Source organism: Pseudomonas sp. LBUM1666 (genome assembly GCF_059695775.1).
The window spans coordinates 1,945,547-1,964,373 of sequence record NZ_CP166789.1 but is presented as its reverse complement, the minus strand read 5'-3'; the positions used below and the strand labels follow the sequence as shown (position 1 = coordinate 1,964,373).

General features: G+C 60.8%; 12 protein-coding genes. 8 read left to right on the top strand and 4 right to left on the bottom strand.

Going from position 1 to position 18,827, the window contains the following annotated elements; translation table 11 throughout:
* Positions 1-360: 360 nt before the first annotated feature.
* Positions 361-1,698, bottom strand: a complete 1,338-nt coding sequence (locus ACA056_RS08815) for a lysine N(6)-hydroxylase/L-ornithine N(5)-oxygenase family protein (protein ID WP_497271973.1) — start codon at positions 1,696-1,698, stop codon at positions 361-363.
* 122 nt (positions 1,699-1,820) lie between these two features.
* Positions 1,821-2,303, bottom strand: a complete 483-nt coding sequence (locus tag ACA056_RS08810) for a sigma-70 family RNA polymerase sigma factor (RefSeq protein WP_497271971.1) — start codon at positions 2,301-2,303, stop codon at positions 1,821-1,823.
* A 346-nt stretch (positions 2,304-2,649) separates the two neighbouring features.
* Between ACA056_RS08810 and ACA056_RS08805 the strand changes: the two genes are divergently transcribed.
* From ACA056_RS08805 to ACA056_RS08795, 3 genes are read left to right on the top strand one after another with little or no spacing between them, the layout of a single operon-like run.
* The gene (locus tag ACA056_RS08805; protein ID WP_497271969.1) at positions 2,650-3,822 is read left to right on the top strand and encodes an efflux RND transporter periplasmic adaptor subunit; all 1,173 of its coding nucleotides are present in this window, start codon (positions 2,650-2,652) and stop codon (positions 3,820-3,822) included.
* Positions 3,823-5,796, top strand: a complete 1,974-nt coding sequence (locus ACA056_RS08800; RefSeq protein ID WP_497271967.1) for a MacB family efflux pump subunit — start codon at positions 3,823-3,825, stop codon at positions 5,794-5,796.
* Between the two features lie 7 nt (positions 5,797-5,803).
* On the top strand, positions 5,804-7,198 hold the full coding sequence (locus tag ACA056_RS08795) for an efflux transporter outer membrane subunit (protein WP_497271965.1): 1,395 nt from the start codon (positions 5,804-5,806) through the stop codon (positions 7,196-7,198).
* 130 nt (positions 7,199-7,328) lie between these two features.
* Here the strand turns inward: ACA056_RS08795 and pvdP are convergent, their stop codons facing one another.
* Positions 7,329-8,948 carry a pyoverdine maturation tyrosinase PvdP gene (gene pvdP, locus ACA056_RS08790; RefSeq protein WP_497271963.1) on the bottom strand — a complete coding sequence of 540 codons (1,620 nt, stop codon included), beginning with the start codon at positions 8,946-8,948 and terminating at the stop codon, positions 7,329-7,331.
* Between the two features lie 238 nt (positions 8,949-9,186).
* Here pvdP and pvdM point away from each other — a divergent pair, with 238 nt between their 5' ends.
* The 5 genes from pvdM (at position 9,187) to ACA056_RS08765 (ending at position 17,489) form a co-directional block, all read left to right on the top strand.
* Complete coding sequence (pvdM, locus tag ACA056_RS08785) at positions 9,187-10,536, top strand: pyoverdine-tailoring dipeptidase-like protein PvdM (RefSeq protein WP_415757287.1); 1,350 nt, start codon at positions 9,187-9,189, stop codon at positions 10,534-10,536.
* A 27-nt stretch (positions 10,537-10,563) separates the two neighbouring features.
* Positions 10,564-11,844: a pyoverdine-tailoring periplasmic protein PvdN gene (gene pvdN / locus ACA056_RS08780; protein WP_497271961.1), complete on the top strand. Its 1,281-nt coding sequence runs from the start codon at positions 10,564-10,566 to the stop codon at positions 11,842-11,844.
* Between the two features lie 151 nt (positions 11,845-11,995).
* Positions 11,996-12,874 (top strand): dihydropyoverdine dehydrogenase, encoded by an 879-nt coding sequence (gene pvdO, locus ACA056_RS08775; protein ID WP_497271959.1) that lies wholly within the window; start codon positions 11,996-11,998, stop codon positions 12,872-12,874.
* Positions 12,875-13,110: 236 nt separating this feature from the next.
* A complete protein-coding gene (locus ACA056_RS08770; protein WP_497271957.1) occupies positions 13,111-14,760 on the top strand; it encodes a cyclic peptide export ABC transporter in 1,650 nt (549 codons plus the stop codon).
* 251 nt (positions 14,761-15,011) lie between these two features.
* Entirely contained in the window at positions 15,012-17,489 is a 2,478-nt protein-coding gene (locus tag ACA056_RS08765) for a TonB-dependent siderophore receptor (protein WP_497271955.1), read from the top strand.
* A 352-nt stretch (positions 17,490-17,841) separates the two neighbouring features.
* Here ACA056_RS08765 and ACA056_RS08760 read toward each other — a convergent pair whose 3' ends face one another.
* Positions 17,842-18,798 carry an alpha/beta hydrolase gene (locus ACA056_RS08760; protein WP_497271953.1) on the bottom strand — a complete coding sequence of 319 codons (957 nt, stop codon included), beginning with the start codon at positions 18,796-18,798 and terminating at the stop codon, positions 17,842-17,844.
* Between the last annotated feature and the right edge of the window lie 29 nt (positions 18,799-18,827).

Sequence of the window (18,827 nt, the reverse complement as noted above, 5' to 3'; positions counted from 1 at the left end):
ACAAAAGGTTGCGCGTTATCTTGCCGGGAAGGTGCCGGTTATCGAAACCGGCCGACTACTGTCACTCGAACAAGTACCCACTGTGGGTCTCCGCTATTGATTGAAAACGCGCGAAGCTTACGCCCCGATTTCTGGAGAGTAAACGAAGGAACGGTGGGTGGCGGGGGAATTGCGGGGTTCTTCAGGAAGGGTTCAGGATTCGGGATTTGTGGAGCTAGTGAGGGCCCCATCGCGAGCAAGCTCGCTTCCACAGTGGATCTTCAGTAAACACAGATTTTGTGTAAGACAGAGATCAAATGTGGGAGCGAGCTTGCTCCGGGCGGCGTTCCGACGATAGCGGCTTTACAGGCGCCGGAAATCTTAGCTGGCGGTGGCCAGCAACAAATCCATCACCGACCGACCATGCCCACGAGCCTTGCCATGGTCATACAACGAACCGGCAATCTCATCCGCCCGAATCGGCAGGATCGACAGCAAGGTATCGCTCAAACCGTGGCTCGCCTGGCAGAAGCCCTGCATGTAAATACCGGCCTTGCAGCGCTCGTCAGTGATCAGTTTGTAATTACGGTCAACCTCGAAATCGCCCAGATACTGCTCCAGCGGAGCCAGCAGTTTGCGGTGCATCTGGCGCTCGTAACCGGTGGCCAGCACCACGGCGTCGTAATGACGGACGGTGACTTCGCCAGTGGCGTTGTTGCGCACGGCCAACTCGATACCGCGCTCGGTGGCGGTGGCCTTTTCAATGGTGGTCAGGGTGCGGAACGCATGACGCGCGATGCCCGAGACTTTTTGGCGATAGAAGATGCCGTAGATGCGTTCGATCAGGTCGATGTCCACCACCGAATAGTTGGTGTTGTGGTACTCGTTGACCAGACGCTCGCGCTCGCTGCTCGCCTGCTGGAACACCAGATCAGTGAACTCCGGCGAGAACACTTCGTTGACGAACGGGCTGTCGTCCGCCGGCTTCAGGGCCGAGCCACGCAGGATCATGTCCACCTGCACCGACGGGAAGCTGTCGTTCAGATCGATGAACGCTTCTGCCGCGCTCTGCCCGCCGCCGATGATTGCGATGCTCATCGGTTGGTTGTTCACGCACGGCTGCTTGGCCATCTGCGCCAGGTACTGGGAGTGGTGGAACACGCGGCTGTCATCCTTGAGCGCCTTGAACGCTTCGGGAATGCGTGGCGTACCGCCAGCGCTGACCACCACCGAACGGGTGGTGCGAATATGCTGGTGCCCCAATGCATCACGGGAAATCACCCGCAATGCCTCGACCTGCTGCTGGTGCACCACCGGCTCGATGGTCAGCACTTCTTCACCGTAGCGGCTCTGTTCGTTGAACTGCCCGGCGACCCAGCGCAGGTAGTCGTTGTACTCCATGCGGCACGGATAGAAGGTGCCCAGGTTGATGAAGTCCACCAGGCGCCCGTGATGCTTGAGGTAATTGACGAACGAATATGGGCTGGTCGGGTTGCGCAGGGTCACCAGGTCCTTGAGGAAGGAAATCTGCAACTCGCTCTGGGTCACCAGGGTGTTGCCGTGCCAGCGGTAGTCGGCCTGCTTGTCGAGAAACAGAACATCCAGCTCGCCCTGACTCGGCCCGCGCTCTTGCAGAGCGATGGCCAGCGCCAGGTTCGAAGGGCCGAAACCGACGCCGATCAGGTCGTGAACGATGGGCGATGCAATTGCCTGTGTCATTTCCAGTGTCCTCTGGATGAACCCCTCAACAAGGGGAATAAGCCTAAGTAACCTGATGCAAGACAGCAGGTCGTCTGTTGAGTAGGAACGAGGACAATGAAAAAAAATTTAGAGCGAAGGGATCAATGGGCGTCCCACTGGCGCATCCGCACGCGGCAATGCTTCATGGCATTGACGATGTGCTTCTCCACCAGCGAGCGCGAGATACCGAGGTGCTCGGCAATTTCCGGGTGCGACAGGCCATCGATCTTGCGCAGCAGGAAACTCTCGCGGCACAGCCGTGGCAATTCCGCCAATGCACGCTGGAGCATCTCCAGGCGCTGGCCATGATCGAGGCAGTTGTGCGGGGACGGGGTGAAGTAGCGCTCTTCGTTGTCGAGCACGTCCAGCGATTCGACCTGGCGCAAGGCGTTGCGGCGATGATCGTCGATCACCAGGTTCAGCGCGGTGCGATAAAGGAAGGCCCGGGGCTGCTCGATCGGCGTGTCACTGGAACGCTCCAGCACCCGCAGATAAGCGTCATGCACCACATCTTCGGCCACCTGACGGTTGCCTAGCTTGGCGTTCAGGAAACACACCAGCTCGCGATAGTAGTTTTCCAACATGACTCCCGGCCGCACAGGGTGCGGTTTCTATCCTTGAGCCACTTCTGCGACCGCACAAATGGGCAGTGGCAAGATGGTGGCAGTTCGAGCCGCGTAATTTATAGTAATTCTCATATAGATTTAAAGTGTTGCTTTGACTTACCCGATAAATAGTCGTGCTACACCTATGTGGCGATGGGATTTATCCCCGTTTGTATCGACCTGTTTCCGCACCTAAATTCCCCGCGACTTTCCTCGTTTACAGGACAGCTCCCCGTGTCTGTCGGCTCCCCGACAGCGTTCACCTGCCGCCGTTTTTCGTGCGCAGGTTGAACGACGGGCCGATACCCATTGGCCGGAACCCTGCATGAAACGTCCCCGACAGACCCGACGCGCCCTGCTTGTAGCACTTTGTCTGATCCCCGTTATCGCCGTCGCCGCCTGGCAGATCATCCCGCCCGGTCGAGACCAGTTCGCCACCGTGCAGGTCACCCGCGCCGACATTGAAAGCAGCGTCACGGCCTTGGGCACCCTGCAACCTCGACGCTATGTCGACGTCGGCGCCCAAGCGTCCGGGCAGATCCACAAGATTCACGTGGAAGTCGGCGATGTGGTGAAGGAAGGTCAGTTGCTGGTGGAAATCGATCCGTCCACGCAACAGGCCAAACTCGACGCTGGGCGATTTTCCATCGAAAACCTCAAGGCGCAGCTGCAGGAACAACGGGCGCAGCACGACCTCGCCCGGCAGAAATTCCAGCGCCAGCAGAACCTCAAGGCCGGCGGCGCTACCCGCGAAGAAGACGTGCAGACCGCCCAGGCCGAACTGCGCGCCACCCAGGCCCGCATCGACATGTTCCAGGCGCAGATCCGCCAGGCCCAGGCCAGCCTGCGCAGCGATCAGGCAGAACTCGGTTACACCCGCATTTATGCGCCCATGAGCGGAACCGTCGTCGCACTCGACGCCCGAGAAGGCCAGACCCTCAACGCCCAACAACAAACGCCACTGATCCTGCGCATCGCCAAGTTGTCGCCGATGACCGTCTGGGCCGAGGTGTCGGAAGCCGACATCGGTCACGTCAAACCCGGCATGACGGCCTGGTTCACCACCCTCAGCGGTGGCAACCGTCGCTGGAACAGCACCGTGCGGCAGATTCTGCCGGTGCCGCCCAAACCGCTGGACCAGACCAGCCAGGGCGGCGGCAGCCCCGCCAGTTCGAGCAAAAGCGGCAGCGCTCGCGTGGTGCTGTACACCGTATTGCTCGACGTCGACAACACCGACAACACGCTGATGGCGGAAATGACCACGCAAGTCTTCTTCGTCGCCGAGCAGGCGAAAAACGTCCTCACCGCGCCCATCGCGGCCCTGCAAGCCGGCACTGGAACGGACAATCAGACCGCACAAGTCGTCACCAAAAACGGCCGCATCGAACAGCGCGACGTCCGCACCGGCATCAGCGATCGCCTGCGGGTGCAGGTTCTCGATGGCTTGCAGGAAGGCGATCACCTGCTGATCGGCCCGGCCGACGGGAGTGGCGGCTGAATGCTGACGCCCCTGATCGACCTGCACGACATCCGCAAAGCCTACGGCGGCGGCGATTCACCAGAAGTCCACGTGTTGCGCGGCATCGACCTGTCGATTCATGCCGGGGAGTTCGTGGCGATCGTCGGCGCGTCCGGCTCCGGTAAGTCGACACTGATGAACATCCTCGGCTGCCTCGACCGCCCGACCTCGGGCGAATACCGCTTCGCCGGGGAAAACGTCGCCGCACTCGACAGCGACGAACTGGCCTGGCTGCGCCGCGAAGCCTTTGGCTTTGTGTTCCAGGGTTATCACCTGATTCCGTCCGGCTCGGCCCAGGAAAACGTCGAGATGCCGGCCATCTACGCAGGCTTACCGGCCGCCGAACGCCACGCCCGCGCCGCCGCCCTGCTCGACCGCCTCGGCCTCGCTTCGCGCACCGGCAACCGTCCGCATCAACTTTCCGGCGGCCAACAACAACGGGTATCGATTGCCCGCGCCTTGATGAACGGCGGCCACATCATCCTCGCCGACGAACCCACCGGTGCCCTCGACAGCCACAGCGGCGCCGAGGTCATGACCCTGCTCGACGAACTGGCGAGCCAGGGCCACGTGGTGATCCTCATTACCCACGACCGCGAAGTCGCGGCTCGAGCCAAACGCATCATCGAAATTCGCGACGGGCTGATCATCAGCGACAGTGCCCGCGACAATCCCGAAGCGCAGACCTCGGCCAACCCTGGCGCGCTGCAAGCGGTGGATCTGCGCAAGCGCCTGACCGAAGGCGCCGAAGCCACCGGGGCCTGGAAAGGCGAACTGATCGATGCGGTGCAAGCCGCGTGGCGGGTGATGTGGATCAACCGCTTTCGCACCGCGCTGACGTTGCTCGGGATCATCATCGGCGTCGCGTCGGTGGTGGTCATGCTGGCCGTCGGTGAAGGCAGCAAGCGCCAGGTGATGGCGCAAATGGGCGCGTTCGGTTCCAACATCATTTACCTCAGCGGCTCGTCGCCAAACCCGCGAACACCGCTGGGCATCGTCACCCTGGATGACGTCGCGGCGGTGGCGAGCCTGCCGCAAGTGACGCGGATCATGCCGGTCAACGGCCAGGAGGCCGGGGTGCGTTTCGGCAACCTCGACCACTTGAGTTACGTCGGCGGCAACGACACCAACTTTCCGGCGATTTTCAACTGGCCGGTGGTAGAAGGCAGCTATTTCACCCAAGACGATGAACGCAACGCCGCGGCGGTCGCGGTGATTGGCCACAAGGTGCGGACCAAGTTGCTCAAGGACGTCGCTAACCCGATTGGCCAGTACATCCTGATCGAGAACGTGCCGTTCCAGGTGGTTGGCGTGCTCGCGGAAAAAGGTGCCAGCTCGGGCGACTCCGACAGCGACGACCGCATCGCCATCCCCTACTCCGCCGCCAGTGTCCGACTGTTTGGCACCCACAACCCCGAATACGTGGCCATCGCCGCCGCCGATGCGCGCAAGGTCAAAGAGACGGAAAAAGCCATCGAACAATTGATGCTGCGCCTGCACAACGGCAAGAAGGATTTCGAACTGACCAACAACGCGGCGATGATTCAGGCCGAGGCACGCACGCAAAATACGCTGTCGCTGATGCTCGGCTCGATTGCCGCGATTTCGTTGCTGGTGGGCGGGATCGGTGTGATGAACATCATGCTCATGACCGTGCGCGAACGCACCCGTGAAATTGGTATCCGCATGGCCACCGGCGCTCGCCAACGGGACATCCTGCGCCAGTTCCTCACCGAAGCGGTGATGCTCTCGGTGGTCGGCGGGCTCGCCGGGATCGCCCTGGCGATGATCGTCGGTGGCGTGCTGATCCTCAGCGAAGTCGCCGTCGCGTTCTCCTTGATAGCGGTGCTCGGCGCCTTCGGCTGCGCCCTGGTCACCGGTGTTGTCTTCGGCTTCATGCCGGCCCGCAAAGCTGCCCGACTCGACCCGGTCACGGCCCTTACCAGTGAATGATCGATCTATGAAGCCGCAACTCAGCCTGCTGACCCTATGCCTGTTGCTCGGCGCCTGCGGCAGTCCCGCCCAGCGCCCGGACAGCGGCCTCCAGCCGCCCGCCGCCTGGCAATCGCCACACACTCAAAGCGCTACCCGCAACCATCTGCAATGGTGGACGCAGTTCGGCAGCCCGGAGCTTGATCGCCTGATCGAGCAGGCCCGGGTCGGCAGTTACGACCTGGCCGCCGCTATCGCTCGGGTGCGTCAAGCGCAAGCCGACACGGTAATTGCCGGCGGCACGTTGCTGCCTGAAGTCACGGCTGCCCTGAACGCCAACCGCCAGAAACTGCTGCGCGGCAACGGCTACAGCCAATTGGATGCCGACAGCAGCAACAAGGCTGTGGACTACTTCGACGCCAACCTCAGCGCCACTTACGAAGTCGACTTCTGGGGCGGCCAACGCGCCTCCCGCGACAGTGCGCAATTCGGCTTGCAGGCCAGCGAATTCGATCAGGCGACAGTGGAGTTGACGCTGCTCAGCAGCGTCGCCAACAGTTACGCGCAAAGCTTGTCGTTGCGCGAGCAAAGTCGCATCGCTGAGTTGAATCTGGCGAACGCGCAAAATGTATTGAAACTGGTGCAGACGCGTTTTGACTCAGGCTCGGCGACGGCTTTGGAACTGGCGCAGCAGAAGAGCCTGGTCGCCGCGCAACAACGACAATTGCCGTTGGTGCAGCAACAGGCTCAGGACGCACAGATCAGCCTTGCCGCCCTGCTCGGCCGGCCGGTGCAGGAATTGTCTTTGGGTCAGGAACGCTTTGATCAACTGTCATGGCCGACCATTGGCGCCGGCCTGCCCAGCGAACTGATCAGCCGTCGCCCGGACATCGCCCGCGCCGAAGCGCAATTGGCTGCCGCACAAGCCAACGTCACCGTCGCCCGTGCCGCCATGCTGCCGGCCGTAACCCTGAGCGCAGAAATCGGCTCCGGTGCCGACCGCGCCGCCGACGTCCTGCGCAACCCCTTCTACAACCTCACCGCCGGACTGCTCGCACCGGTCTTCAACAATGGGCGCTTGAGCGCCGAGCGCGACAAGGCCACGGCCCGTCAGGAAGAACTGCTGGAGACGTATCGCGGGGCGATCATCAATGGCTTCGCCGATGTGGAAAAAGCGTTGAACAGCATTCGCGGACTGGACGAACAGCGGCAGTGGCAAGGTGAAGAACTGAACCAGGCGCAGACGGCATTCAACATTGCGCAAAGCCGTTATCAGGCCGGTGCCGAGGATTTGCTGACGGTGCTGGAGACACAGCGCACGCTGTATGCGGCGCAGGATTTGAACGTGCAACTGCGGTTGTCGCGGTTGCAGGCGAGCATTGCGTTGTACAAGGCGCTTGGCGGCGGGTGGCAGGCGTTGTGATTGGGGTGGCTGAGAGGCCGCTATCGCGAGCAAGCTCGCTCCCACAGGGGGTTGTGTTTGCCGCATGATTTGGGCACGACACATAACCTGTGGGAGCGAGCTTGCTCGCGATTGAACGATAACGCAGTCATCAAACCTGGCTTTGCTTAGCCTTCAAATGCCGCGCATACCAAGGCCGCTGCGGCACCTTGCGGAACAAGTCCGCCAGTTTCTTCTCGTCGTCACCAAAGGTAATCCGCAACGCCAGCTTCATGGTTTCCGGGTCCATCTCCACCGACTTGCCAGCCTGCAATCCCGGCGTAGTACTGCATCCATGGGTGCTCGGGCCGAGCCACGGGTCGTCGATCTCGACCCAACGCCCAGGTGCAAACCACGCCACGCCATTGACCTCAAGCCGACTGACCTCCCCCGGATGAAAGCGCTCGTGCGCACGGAACCAGTCTTCCAGTCGATCATCGATCCAGCCATGGAAATGCCAGAACACCGGGTTTACATGAGACGAAAACGGGTCGCCGAGAAAATCGTTTTCCGGCGCATACCAGCGCGCGGAAAAGTCCGCCGGATCCCGGGCAAACGGCACCGGCTGACCGTTGGACGGATCACGCGGCACCGAGGCCCAGCGCATGTGCAGCCAGTCGTGCAGCCCCAATTCGACCTCTGAACCGAACTGACCCAAGGTCAATTTCGACAGGTAACGCGGATCGCGGTACTGCGATTCCCAGACCTCGAAATTGCTGTGGTAGGTCTCGGCGGTCTTGATGTCGCTGACCCATTGCGAGTACTCGGCATCGTCGTCGGCCAGCCAGATCGGCGGCAGCGCGGTGCCGTCATGGTTGTCGAAATAATTAGCGAAGCCAACGCGATCCCGCGCCAGTTCCGGCTGTGGCAAGGGGAAGTGCGACCAGGACGGCAAGTCTTGCAGGGAGCGCGCCTTGCCGAGCATGTGCCGGTGCATGAAGAAGAAATCCACACCCGAGCCGTTACGATCCTTGCGCGCGCCACGGGCATCACGCTCCTTGTCCCGCGGGCCAGGCTGCCAGCCAATGCCGCGCAAGGCGCCGCGCTTGTCTTCGGACAGGGTGTGCCATTTGTCCCGGGAGGCATGCCAGAGCTGATGAAACAGCCGATGCTCGGGCGAAACCAGCCAGGCCAGCAACGTCGGATTGAGACCAGTGCGCTCGCGGGCTTCGGGGAACACGCGCTTGACGGCAATGAAGCAGTTGTCCTGGGCCGTCAACATCAGCGGACGATCCAGATTCACCACTCGGCCACTGAGAGTGCCGCTGCCAGCGTTGCCGAAACCGGCCCAGACTTCGTCCAGCGCCATGCTGAATTCATAATCCGCTGTGCCACTGGAGCTAAGCAGCCGCCAGCTCAGTTGCGCCGGTTTGGCGCCGGCCAGGTCGCCGAGCACCCGATAACGCGGCGCTTCGCTCGAACGCAAACGCTCGGCGGTGTCGAGGAACCCGCTCAGGCCGCGACCTTTGTGGCCGATGTCGAGAAACACCTCCAGCCCGTCCCGTGGCAGGCCTTCGATGCCGGCGTCATGACCTTCGAAACGAATCTGCCAGACACCGCGCAAAGTGTTCGCCAAGTGCTGGCCAGCGACATCCGCGACATCGAATGACGCTTCGCCGGGGGTGATCGTCGGATCCGGTTTCGTCCATTCACGATGCCCATAAAAAGCCGCAGGCACGGCGGCACCGGTCAGCGCCAGGCCTGCCATGAACCATCGTCGAGAAATCGTCATTGCCCTACCTGTGTCAGCCATGAAGCAGGCTTTATCCAAGCTAGAACGTTTGTTGTGCCGACAAATTTAAAAGCATCGCGAGCAAAGATTTGTGAACACTGAAGATCACCTGTGGGAGCGAGCTTGCTCGCGATGGCGTCAGCACAAACACTAAATTCCTTCGTCGGCCACTCGTTCTTCCCAGATAGCAAAGGCCCCTTGTGCCTGCACCCCAACGGCGAACCTGACTGAGACGGCAATGACAAAACCACGTTCGAAAAAGGCTCTTTACATCGGCCTGCCGCTGGCCCTGGCGATCAGCGCCGGTGCAGGCTTTGCGGCCTGGGATTACGGGTTCAAGGACAATCCCGGTTACCCGGTCAAGGTGATGAAACAGGCCGATGAGCTGCACGAGCGAATCCTCTCCTTCGACAGCCACGTCACCGTCCCGCTGGACTTCGGCACCGCCGGCAATGAAGCCGACAAGGACGGCACCGGGCAATTCGACCTGGTCAAGACCGGGCGCGGACGTTTGTCCGGCGCGGCGCTGACCATCTTTGGCTGGCCGGAAATCTGGAACGGCGCCAACGCCCCGCACCGCCCCACCGCCGGGTTCGTCGACGAAGCACGGTTCGAGCAGGAAACCCGCTACAAAATCATCAGCACACTGGTTCGCGACTTCCCCAATCAGGTTGCCATCGCCTACACCCCCGACGACTTCCGACGCCTGCATGGCGAAGGCAAGTTCGCGATCTTCATGAGCATGCTCAACGCCTATCCGCTGGGCAACGACCTGAACGCCCTGGACAAGTGGGCGGCGCGCGGCATGCGCATGTTCGGCTTCAGCTATGTGGGCAACAACGCCTGGGCTGATTCGTCCCGGCCGTTGCCTTTTTTCAACGATTCCCGCGACGCCCTCGGCGGCCTCTCGGAGATTGGCAAGCAAGCCGTGCACCGCCTCAACGACCTCGGCGTGATCATCGACGTTTCGCAGATGTCGACCAAGGCCCTGGAGCAAGTTGCCCAGCTGAGCCGTGCGCCGATGGTCGCGTCCCACTCGGCACCACGCGGATTGGTGGACATCCCGCGCAACCTCAGCGATCAGGAAATGCAGCTGATCAAAAACAGCGGCGGCGTGGTGCAGATCGTCGGTTTCCCGACCTACATCCGCCCACTCAGCCAGGCTACCCAGGACAAACTCAACGCCCTGCGCGCACGCTTCGACCTGCAACCGCTGCAAGGCCTGGAGATGGCGCTGATGCCGGGCGATCCGGTGATCACCGTCTGGTCCGAACAACGTTTCGGCGAGTACGCCAGCCAGCTCTACGCCATCGTCGACGAGGAACCCAAGGCCACCCTCAAGGACTACGGCGACGCGATCGACTACGCGGTGAAGAAAATCGGCATCGACCACGTCGGCATCAGTTCCGACTTCAACGACGGCGGCGGCCTGGACGGCTGGAAAGACGTCAGCGAGGCACGCAACGTAACGGCCGAGCTGATCAGTCGTGGCTACGGCGAAGCCGATATCGCCAAGCTCTGGGGCGGCAACTTCCTGCGGGTCTGGGACCAGGTGCAGAAGTCTTCCAAGCCTGTGGCGAAAAACTGATCCCCTCTGCAGAAGCGAACCGAGCTCATGACCAACCGTCGTTCATTCCTCAAGCAGGCCGGTATTCTCGCGGCCGGCCTGCCCTTGGGCGCTGCCGTGAACCTGCCGGCGCTTGCCGCCAATCCTGCGCCGCTGCCGAAGGATAAATGGGCGCAACTACGCCAGATGTTCGATCAGGACCCGGATTACCTGCACTTCGCCAACTTTCTGGTGACCTCACACCCCAAACCTGTGCGTGACGCCATCGACCTGCACCGCGCCAACCTCGACCGCAACCCTGGCCTGGCCATGGACTGGGACCTGGGGGAAACCGAAAAACGCGAGCAGGAAGTACGCGTCTGGGCCGGTCGTTACCTCAAGGCCAAGCCCGAGCAGATCGCCCTCACAGGCAGCACCACCGAAGGTCTTTCACTGATCTACGGCGGCATTCATGTGCGCCCCGACCAGGAAATCCTCACCAGCGAACACGAACACTACGCGACGAACTATGCGCTGGGGTATCGCCAGCAAAAGGACGGGGTCAAGGTTCGCAAGCTCAAGCTGTTCGAGAACAGTCAAAGCATTTCCGTGGATGAAGTGCTGGGCTCGATTGCCAAAGGCATTCGCCCCGAAACCCGAGTGCTCGGCATGACGTGGGTACAATCGGGCAGCGGCGTCAAACTGCCAATCGGCGAGATCGGCAAACTGGTGGACGAACAGAACCGCAACCGCGCAGAAAAGGACCGCATTCTGTATGTGGTCGACGGCGTCCATGGCTTCGGCGTCGAGGACCTCGACTTCCCCGACATGCATTGCGATTTCTTCATCGCCGGCACGCACAAATGGATGTTCGGCCCGCGCGGTACCGGGATCATCTGCGCGCGTTCGGCCGAGCTCAAGGACGTGACGCCGACCATCCCGACGTTCTCCGAAGCCACCACCTTCTCGACCATCATGACCCCCGGCGGCTATCACAGCTTCGAACATCGCTGGGCCCTGAACGAAGCCTTCAAGCTGCACCTGGACCTGGGCAAGGCCGAGGTGCAAGCGCGCATCCACGCGCTCAATACCTATGCGAAAAACCGCTTGCTGGAGCACCCGCAGATCGAACTGGTGACGCCAAAAAGCCCGGACCTGTCGGCCGGTTTTACCTTCTTCCGGATCAAGGATCGGGACTGTGAAAAAGTCGCCGTCCAACTGATGGAAAACCGCGTGGTCTGCGACTCGGTCGACCGCGACGTCGGCCCGGTGATCCGCATCGCCCCCGGCCTGCTCAACACCGAAAACGATATCGACCGTTTCATTGCCGTGCTGAACAAAACCGCCTGACGCCATGACGCAGAACCCTGTGGGAGCGAGCCTGCTCGCGATAGCGGTGGATCAGTCACCATCAATGTTGAATGTGATGGCCCAATCGCGAGCAGGCTCGCTCCCACATTGGACCTGGCCTGACACCCGTTTTTTTATATCGAGATGACTCATGAACCGAGATCAATTGACCTTGCCGCTCAAAGCCTTGGCCCTGACCGCATTCATGGTCGGACTTTTGCCGACCACCGCCCAGGCCGCGGCAACGGCGCAACCGGGCAAGGTGTTCAAGGACTGCCGAGACTGCCCGGAAATGGTCGTGCTGCCCGCCGGCACCTTCACCATGGGCACCCCCGATGACGAAGTCGGGCGAGAACCCGATGAAGGTCCGATGCACGAGGTGACCTTTGCCAAACCGTTCGCCATGAGCCGCTTCCAGGTCACTGCCGGTGAATGGGACAGCTACGTGCGCGAGAGTGGCGTGACCATCGCCAATGGCGACACCCGACCGGGTCGCGAGTGCGTCGCCAGCAAGCCGCGCTATCCGCAAAGCCCGCGTCAGCCGGCGGTATGCATGAACTTCGATGACGTAAAAAACTACGTCGCCTGGCTGTCGAAAAAAACCGGGCAGAAGTACCACATGGTCAGCGAAGCCCAACGCGAATATGCCGCGCGCGGCGGCAGCAAAGGGCCGTTCCCCTTCCCGTTCGATGAGGGCAAGGAATACAGCATCGCCAAGCACGCCAACACCTATGGCCCGGCGGACGGTTACAGCTACAGCTCGCCAGTGGGCAGCTACCCGCCGAACGCCTTTGGCATGTACGACATGCACGGCAACGTTTATGAATGGGTCGAAGACTGCGAACACCCGGACTACGTCGGTGCCCCCGCCGATGGCAGCGCCTGGGTCGAGTCCAAATGCGAAGCCGTGCGGATTCGCGGCAACGACTGGGGCGAAGCGCCGGTGTTCTCCCGCTCCGGCAACCGCAACAGCCAGTACCCGCAAGAACGCGGCGACTGGATGGGGTTCCGCATAGTGCGTGACCTTTAAGCCACACCCCTTACCCTGTGGGAGCGAGCTTGCTCGCGATAGCGGACTAACAGTCGACATATCTATCGACTGTGATGCAGTCATCGTCGGAACGCCGCCCGGACCAAGCTCGCTCCCACAGGGTTTTGTGGAGTCAGTGACCATTGCCTCGCCGCCAGTCGGCCCCCCGCTAAATTAAGCCTTCCACCAGACGTTCTACTGGGTATCTGCCTTTACGACCCAAGGAACTGTCTTCCATGACCCAGCCTACCCGTGGCGCCATCGGCGAGTTGTTCGCCCTGTTGAAACCGTTTCGGCTCATCGTCGCCGTGTCCATTTTCCTGGGCATGGTCGGCGGCCTGAGCGTCACGGTATTGCTGGCGACCATCAACAACGCCCTGCATTCGGACACCGGCCTGACCCAAGGCGTCGTCGCCCTGTTTGCCGGCCTGTGCCTGCTGGCACTGGCCAGTTCAATTTGCTCGGACATCGGTACAAACTATGTCGGCCAGCACATCATCGCCAAGCTGCGTAAACAGTTGGGTGAAAAAGTCCTGTCGGCACCGATCGAACAAATCGAGCGCTATCGCAGCCACCGCCTGATCCCGGTGCTGACCCACGACGTCGACACCATCAGCGACTTCGCTTTCGCCTTCGCCCCGCTGGCCATTTCCGTCACCGTGACCCTGGGTTGCATGGGCTACCTGGCCATTCTGTCGTGGCCAATGTTCCTGATCATGGTCGCCGCCATCCTGATCGGCACGGCCATTCAGGCTTACGCCCAAAGCAAGGGTGTTCAGGGTTTCATGGCCGCCCGTGAGGCCGAAGATGAACTGCAAAAGCACTACAACGCGATTGCCGAAGGCGCCAAGGAACTGCGCATTCATCGTCCACGCCGTCAGCGCATGTTCGTCTCGGGCATCAAGGCTACGGCCGAGTTCATCTGCAACACCCAGGTGCGTTCGATCAATACGTTCGTCATTGCCAAGACCTTCGGCTCGATGCTGTTCTTCGTGGTCATCGGCCTGGCCCTGGCCCTGCAAACCTTCTGGCCGAGTGCCGACAAAACCGTGATGAGCGGCTTTGTGCTGGTGCTGCTTTATATGAAAGGCCCGTTGGAGCATTTGATCAGCACCTTGCCTATCGTCAGCCGCGCGCAGATCGCTTTCCGCCGCATCGCCGAACTGTCGGAGCAGTTTTCCACCCCGGAACCTCATCTGCTGCTGAGCGATAAAGGCAACGTCAAGCAAGCGGTTCACGAACTGAAACTGGCCGATGTGCGTTTCAGCTTCCCGGCTGCCGAAGGCGCTGCACCTTTCCAGCTCGGGCCGGTGAACCTGACGATCAAGCAAGGCGACATCACCTTTATTGTCGGTGAGAACGGCTGCGGCAAGACCACGCTGATCAAACTGCTGCTGGGCCTGTATACGCCGCAGCAGGGTGCAATCCACGTCAACGGCGAAGTGATCGACGCCGCCAACCGCGATGACTATCGCCAGTTGTTCACCACCATTTTTGCCGACTATTACCTGTTCGATGACGTGGTCCAGGGCGATACGCACATCCCCGAAGACGCCAACAAATACCTGCAACGGCTGGAGATCGCGCACAAGGTCAGCGTCAAGGACGGCAACTTCACCACCACCGACCTCTCCACCGGCCAGCGCAAACGTCTGGCCCTGGTCAATGCCTGGCTGGAGGAACGTCCGGTGCTGGTGTTCGATGAATGGGCAGCCGACCAGGACCCGACCTTCCGGCGGATTTTCTACACCGAGCTGTTGCCGGACCTCAAGCGTCTGGGCAAGACCATCATCGTGATCTCCCACGATGACCGTTACTTCGACGTGGCGGACCAACTGGTGCGCATGGAAAGCGGACGGGTCGTCACTGAGCTGGCCCCTGCCTGATTACGCCATTTACCTGTGGGAGCGAGCTTGCTCGCGATGGGGCCATCACATTCAACATTGATGGCGACTGATCCAACGCCATCGTCGGATCGCCGCCCGGAGCAAGCTCGCTCCCACAGGTTCTGCGCTCTTTTACCTCTTCGAAATTTATTTTCCCGGTTTCTTTCCGGTTTCTCGTTCGTGCTGCGTCTAATAATCATTCCTATTAACAAAAACTCTGCACAACACTTTTTCAGGAGCTCAGGTAAGTAATGCGACCTCAAACACCCCGCACACCTCTCGCGCTGGCCGTACAGCGCCCGACTTTGCATCGCACCCTGTTCACTAGCGTACTGCTGACCGCCACCTTGCTGGGGAGCTCGATGGCCAATGCTGCACCTGTAAAAGTGAACATTGCAGGTCAATCGCTTTCCAACGCGCTGACCGAGCTGGGCATGCAGACCAACCTGCAAATCCTCTACAGCCCGGATCAGGTTGCAGGAATCAAGTCCCGCGCGGTGTCCGGTTCGCTGGAACCGTCCGACGCCCTCGCCGCCCTGCTGAAAGGCACTGGCATTTCGTTCCAGATCAGCGGCAATACCGTCACGCTGGTAACCGGCGGCGGCTCGAGCCTGCAACTGGGTGCGACCACCATTTCCGGCCAGGCCCTGGGCCTGACCACTGAAGACACCGGTTCCTACACCACCGGCGCCACCACCACCGCGACCAAGCTGCCGCTGACCCTTCGCGAAACCCCGCAATCGGTCACCGTGGTCACCCGTCAGCAGATGGACGACCGCGGTGTCACTAGCGTCGCCGACGCATTGCGCAACACCCCTGGCGTCACGTCGCAGAAGTACGACAGTGACCGTACCGAGTTTTCCGCTCGTGGTTTTGCCATCACCAACTTCCAGTACGACGGCGTCAACATTCCTTACGACGGCGTTTACGGTGAGAACCCGAACAACAGCGACGACGCAGCCAGCCTCGACCACATCGAAGTCACCAAGGGCGCTACCGGCCTGATGACTGGCGCTGGCGACCCGTCCGCCACGGTCAACCTGATCCGCAAGAAACCGACCAAGGACTTCAAGGCCTCGGTCAGCGCTACCGCAGGTTCCTGGGACAACTACCGCACCGAAGGCGACATCTCCGGTTCGCTGACCGACTCGGGCAACGTGCGCGGTCGCTTCGTTGGCGCCTACCAGGACAAAGGTTCGTACATCGACCACTACAGCCAGAAAAAAGACATCTACTACGGCATCCTTGAAGCCGACCTGACCGACGACACCCTGCTGACCTTTGGCGTCGACAAGTCCAGTGCAACGCCGCGCGGCAGTTCGTGGACCGGTAACGCGCCGTACTTCACCGATGGCAGCCGTACCGATTTCTCGCGCAGTTTCAACCCGGGTGCCGACTGGAGCCGTCGTGATTTCGACAGCGTCACCTACTTCTCGTCGCTGGAACAAGCGCTGGCCAATGACTGGAAGTTCAAGGCCAGTTTCGACCAGAAAACCACCGATCACGATACCCAACTGGCCTCGGCCAGCGGTGGCTCCGCTGACCCCGTTACTGGCGAAGGCAACTTCCTGTACTGGGGTCGCTGGGAAGGTCATCGCGTGCAGAACTCCGCTGACGTAAACGTCTCCGGTCCGTTCTCCCTGGGCGGTCGCGAACATGAACTGGTGGCTGGCTTCATGGCTTCCCACTCGCGCCAGACCGGTGCGACCTACGACACCAGCGCTTTCGAACTGGTGCCGGGCAGCATCTTTGACTGGAACGGTCACCTGCCGAAACAGGAATTCCCGAAAAACGGCAAATACGAACGTACCCAAAGCCAGAACGGTCTTTACCTGGCCACCCGCCTGCGTCCGACCGACGACCTGTCGTTCATCCTCGGCAGCCGTCTGAGCACCTTCAAGTACAACGAAGATTACTCGTACTATCCAGGCTCTACCCAGACCGACACCCACGCCAGCTACAAGGAGCACGGCGTCGTGACACCGTACGCCGGTGTGGTCTATGACCTGAACGATACGTACTCGGTCTACGCCAGCTACACCAAGATCTACCAGCCACAAATCTACAAGGACGTGACCGGTTCGACCCTCAAGCCAGTTGAAGGCGACAGTTACGAAACCGGCATCAAAGCGGCTTATTTCGACGGCAAGCTGAACGCCAGCTTCGCCTTGTTCCAGATCGAGCAGGACAACGTCGCGCAATACGTCACCACCGACGTCGGCACCGGCCAAGACGTTTACAAAGCCATCTCCGGCGCCACCACCAAGGGTGTGGAACTGGAACTGGCCGGCGAACTGGCGCAGGACTGGAACGTAACTGCCGGCTACACCTATGCCCGTACCCGTGACGACGACGAACAACGCATCTTCGGTTTCCCGCTGGCCTCCAGCAAACCGGAACACGTAGTGCGTACGTTCACCACTTACCGTCTGCCTGGCGCGCTGAACCAGTTCACCGTCGGTGGTGGTGTCAGCTGGCAGAGCGCTTTCTACGGCCAGAGCTACAGCCCGAACGTGGGTAACGGCGAAGGCGGCAGCACCATGCTCAAACAAGGCGGCTACACCCTTGTGGACCTGATGACCCGTTATCAGTACGACGAACACCTGAGCTTCACCGCCAATGCCTACAACGTCTTCGACAAGAAATACATGTCGGGCCTGGGCAACTTCGGCACCACGTTCTACGGCGAGCCACGTAACCTGCAGATCACCGCGAAGTATGATTTCTGAGTGGCTGAGCTGAAATGAAAAATGCCCGTATCGCGAGATACGGGCATTTTTTATGAGTGCAAACAATCAAAAGCCCCCTCACCCCAACCCTCCCGAAACGTCGGACCGCCCCAGAGGGGCGAGGGAGCTGACCGAGGCGTTCTTTTGAGGTACTGCGACCTGAGATATCAAGTCGAACTCAGGTTTTGATAAGCATAAAGATCTGCTCCCTTTCCCCCTCTCCCCTCTGGGGCGGTCCGACGTTTCGGGAGGGCTGGGGTGAGGGGTGGATTTCGAATTGAACTAGAATCCATCGGACAACAAAAAACCTGCCATCCCTTTCAACAGAGATGGCAGGCTTCTTCATTTCACCTCAAACCCGCGAACGCACCCACCCCGCCACTTCTGCATGAATCCCTTCCACCTCCCCCAACAACCCCGCCATGCGCAAAAAGTCATGGGTCATTCCAGGCTGTTCCAGCAACGTCACCTCATTCCCCGCCACACACAACCGATCCGCATACGCCAACCCTTCGTCATGCAACGGATCATGCCCGGCCAGGTACACCAGCGCCGGCGCCACACCCGACAGATCCTCCGCCAGCAACGGCGAACACCGCCAATCAGCCAGATCCTGCGGCGTACGCCCGTAATGCGCATAGAACCAATCCAGCGTCGGCGTCTCCAGCAAATAGCCCTCGGCGAAATCCCGATGGGATGCGCGCTTGGTCGTGGCATCCGTCACCGGGTACACCAACAATTGCGCCTTGGGTTTCAACGCCAGTTCCTGAGGTTCACGCACCGCCATGATCGACAACACCGTCGCCAGCGTCGCACCCACGCTGTCACCGGCCACAGCCACCCGCGTTGCATCCAGGCCATGTGCCGCGCCCTCACGCACCAGCCAGTTCCCCGCATCGCAAGCATCCTGCACCGGCGTCGGGAACCGCCATTCCGGCGCCAGGCGATAATCCACCGTCAACAAGGCAAAACCGCCCTGGGAGGCCAACCGCCGGCACAGCGCATCATGGGAATCGAGACTGCCGACCACGTAGCCACCACCATGGAAATACAACACCACCGGTTGCAGCCCTTCGACCGTTTGCCCATCGCGATACACCCTTGCCGACAGGCTGTGGCCATCTCGCGCGGCGATGGTGAAGTCCTCGCAGGCAACGCTGTCCAGCGGCACATCGAGATATCCCGACGACGCTTCGAAATCGATCCGCGCCTGTTGCGGCGACTGCTCATGCATTGCGCGACTTTTGCCGGTCATCCGGCCGAACTCGGCGAGTTCGAGAAATGCTTCAAGTTCTGGCAACACAGCCATGGGACAAATCCTTCTACACAAATAGGTCA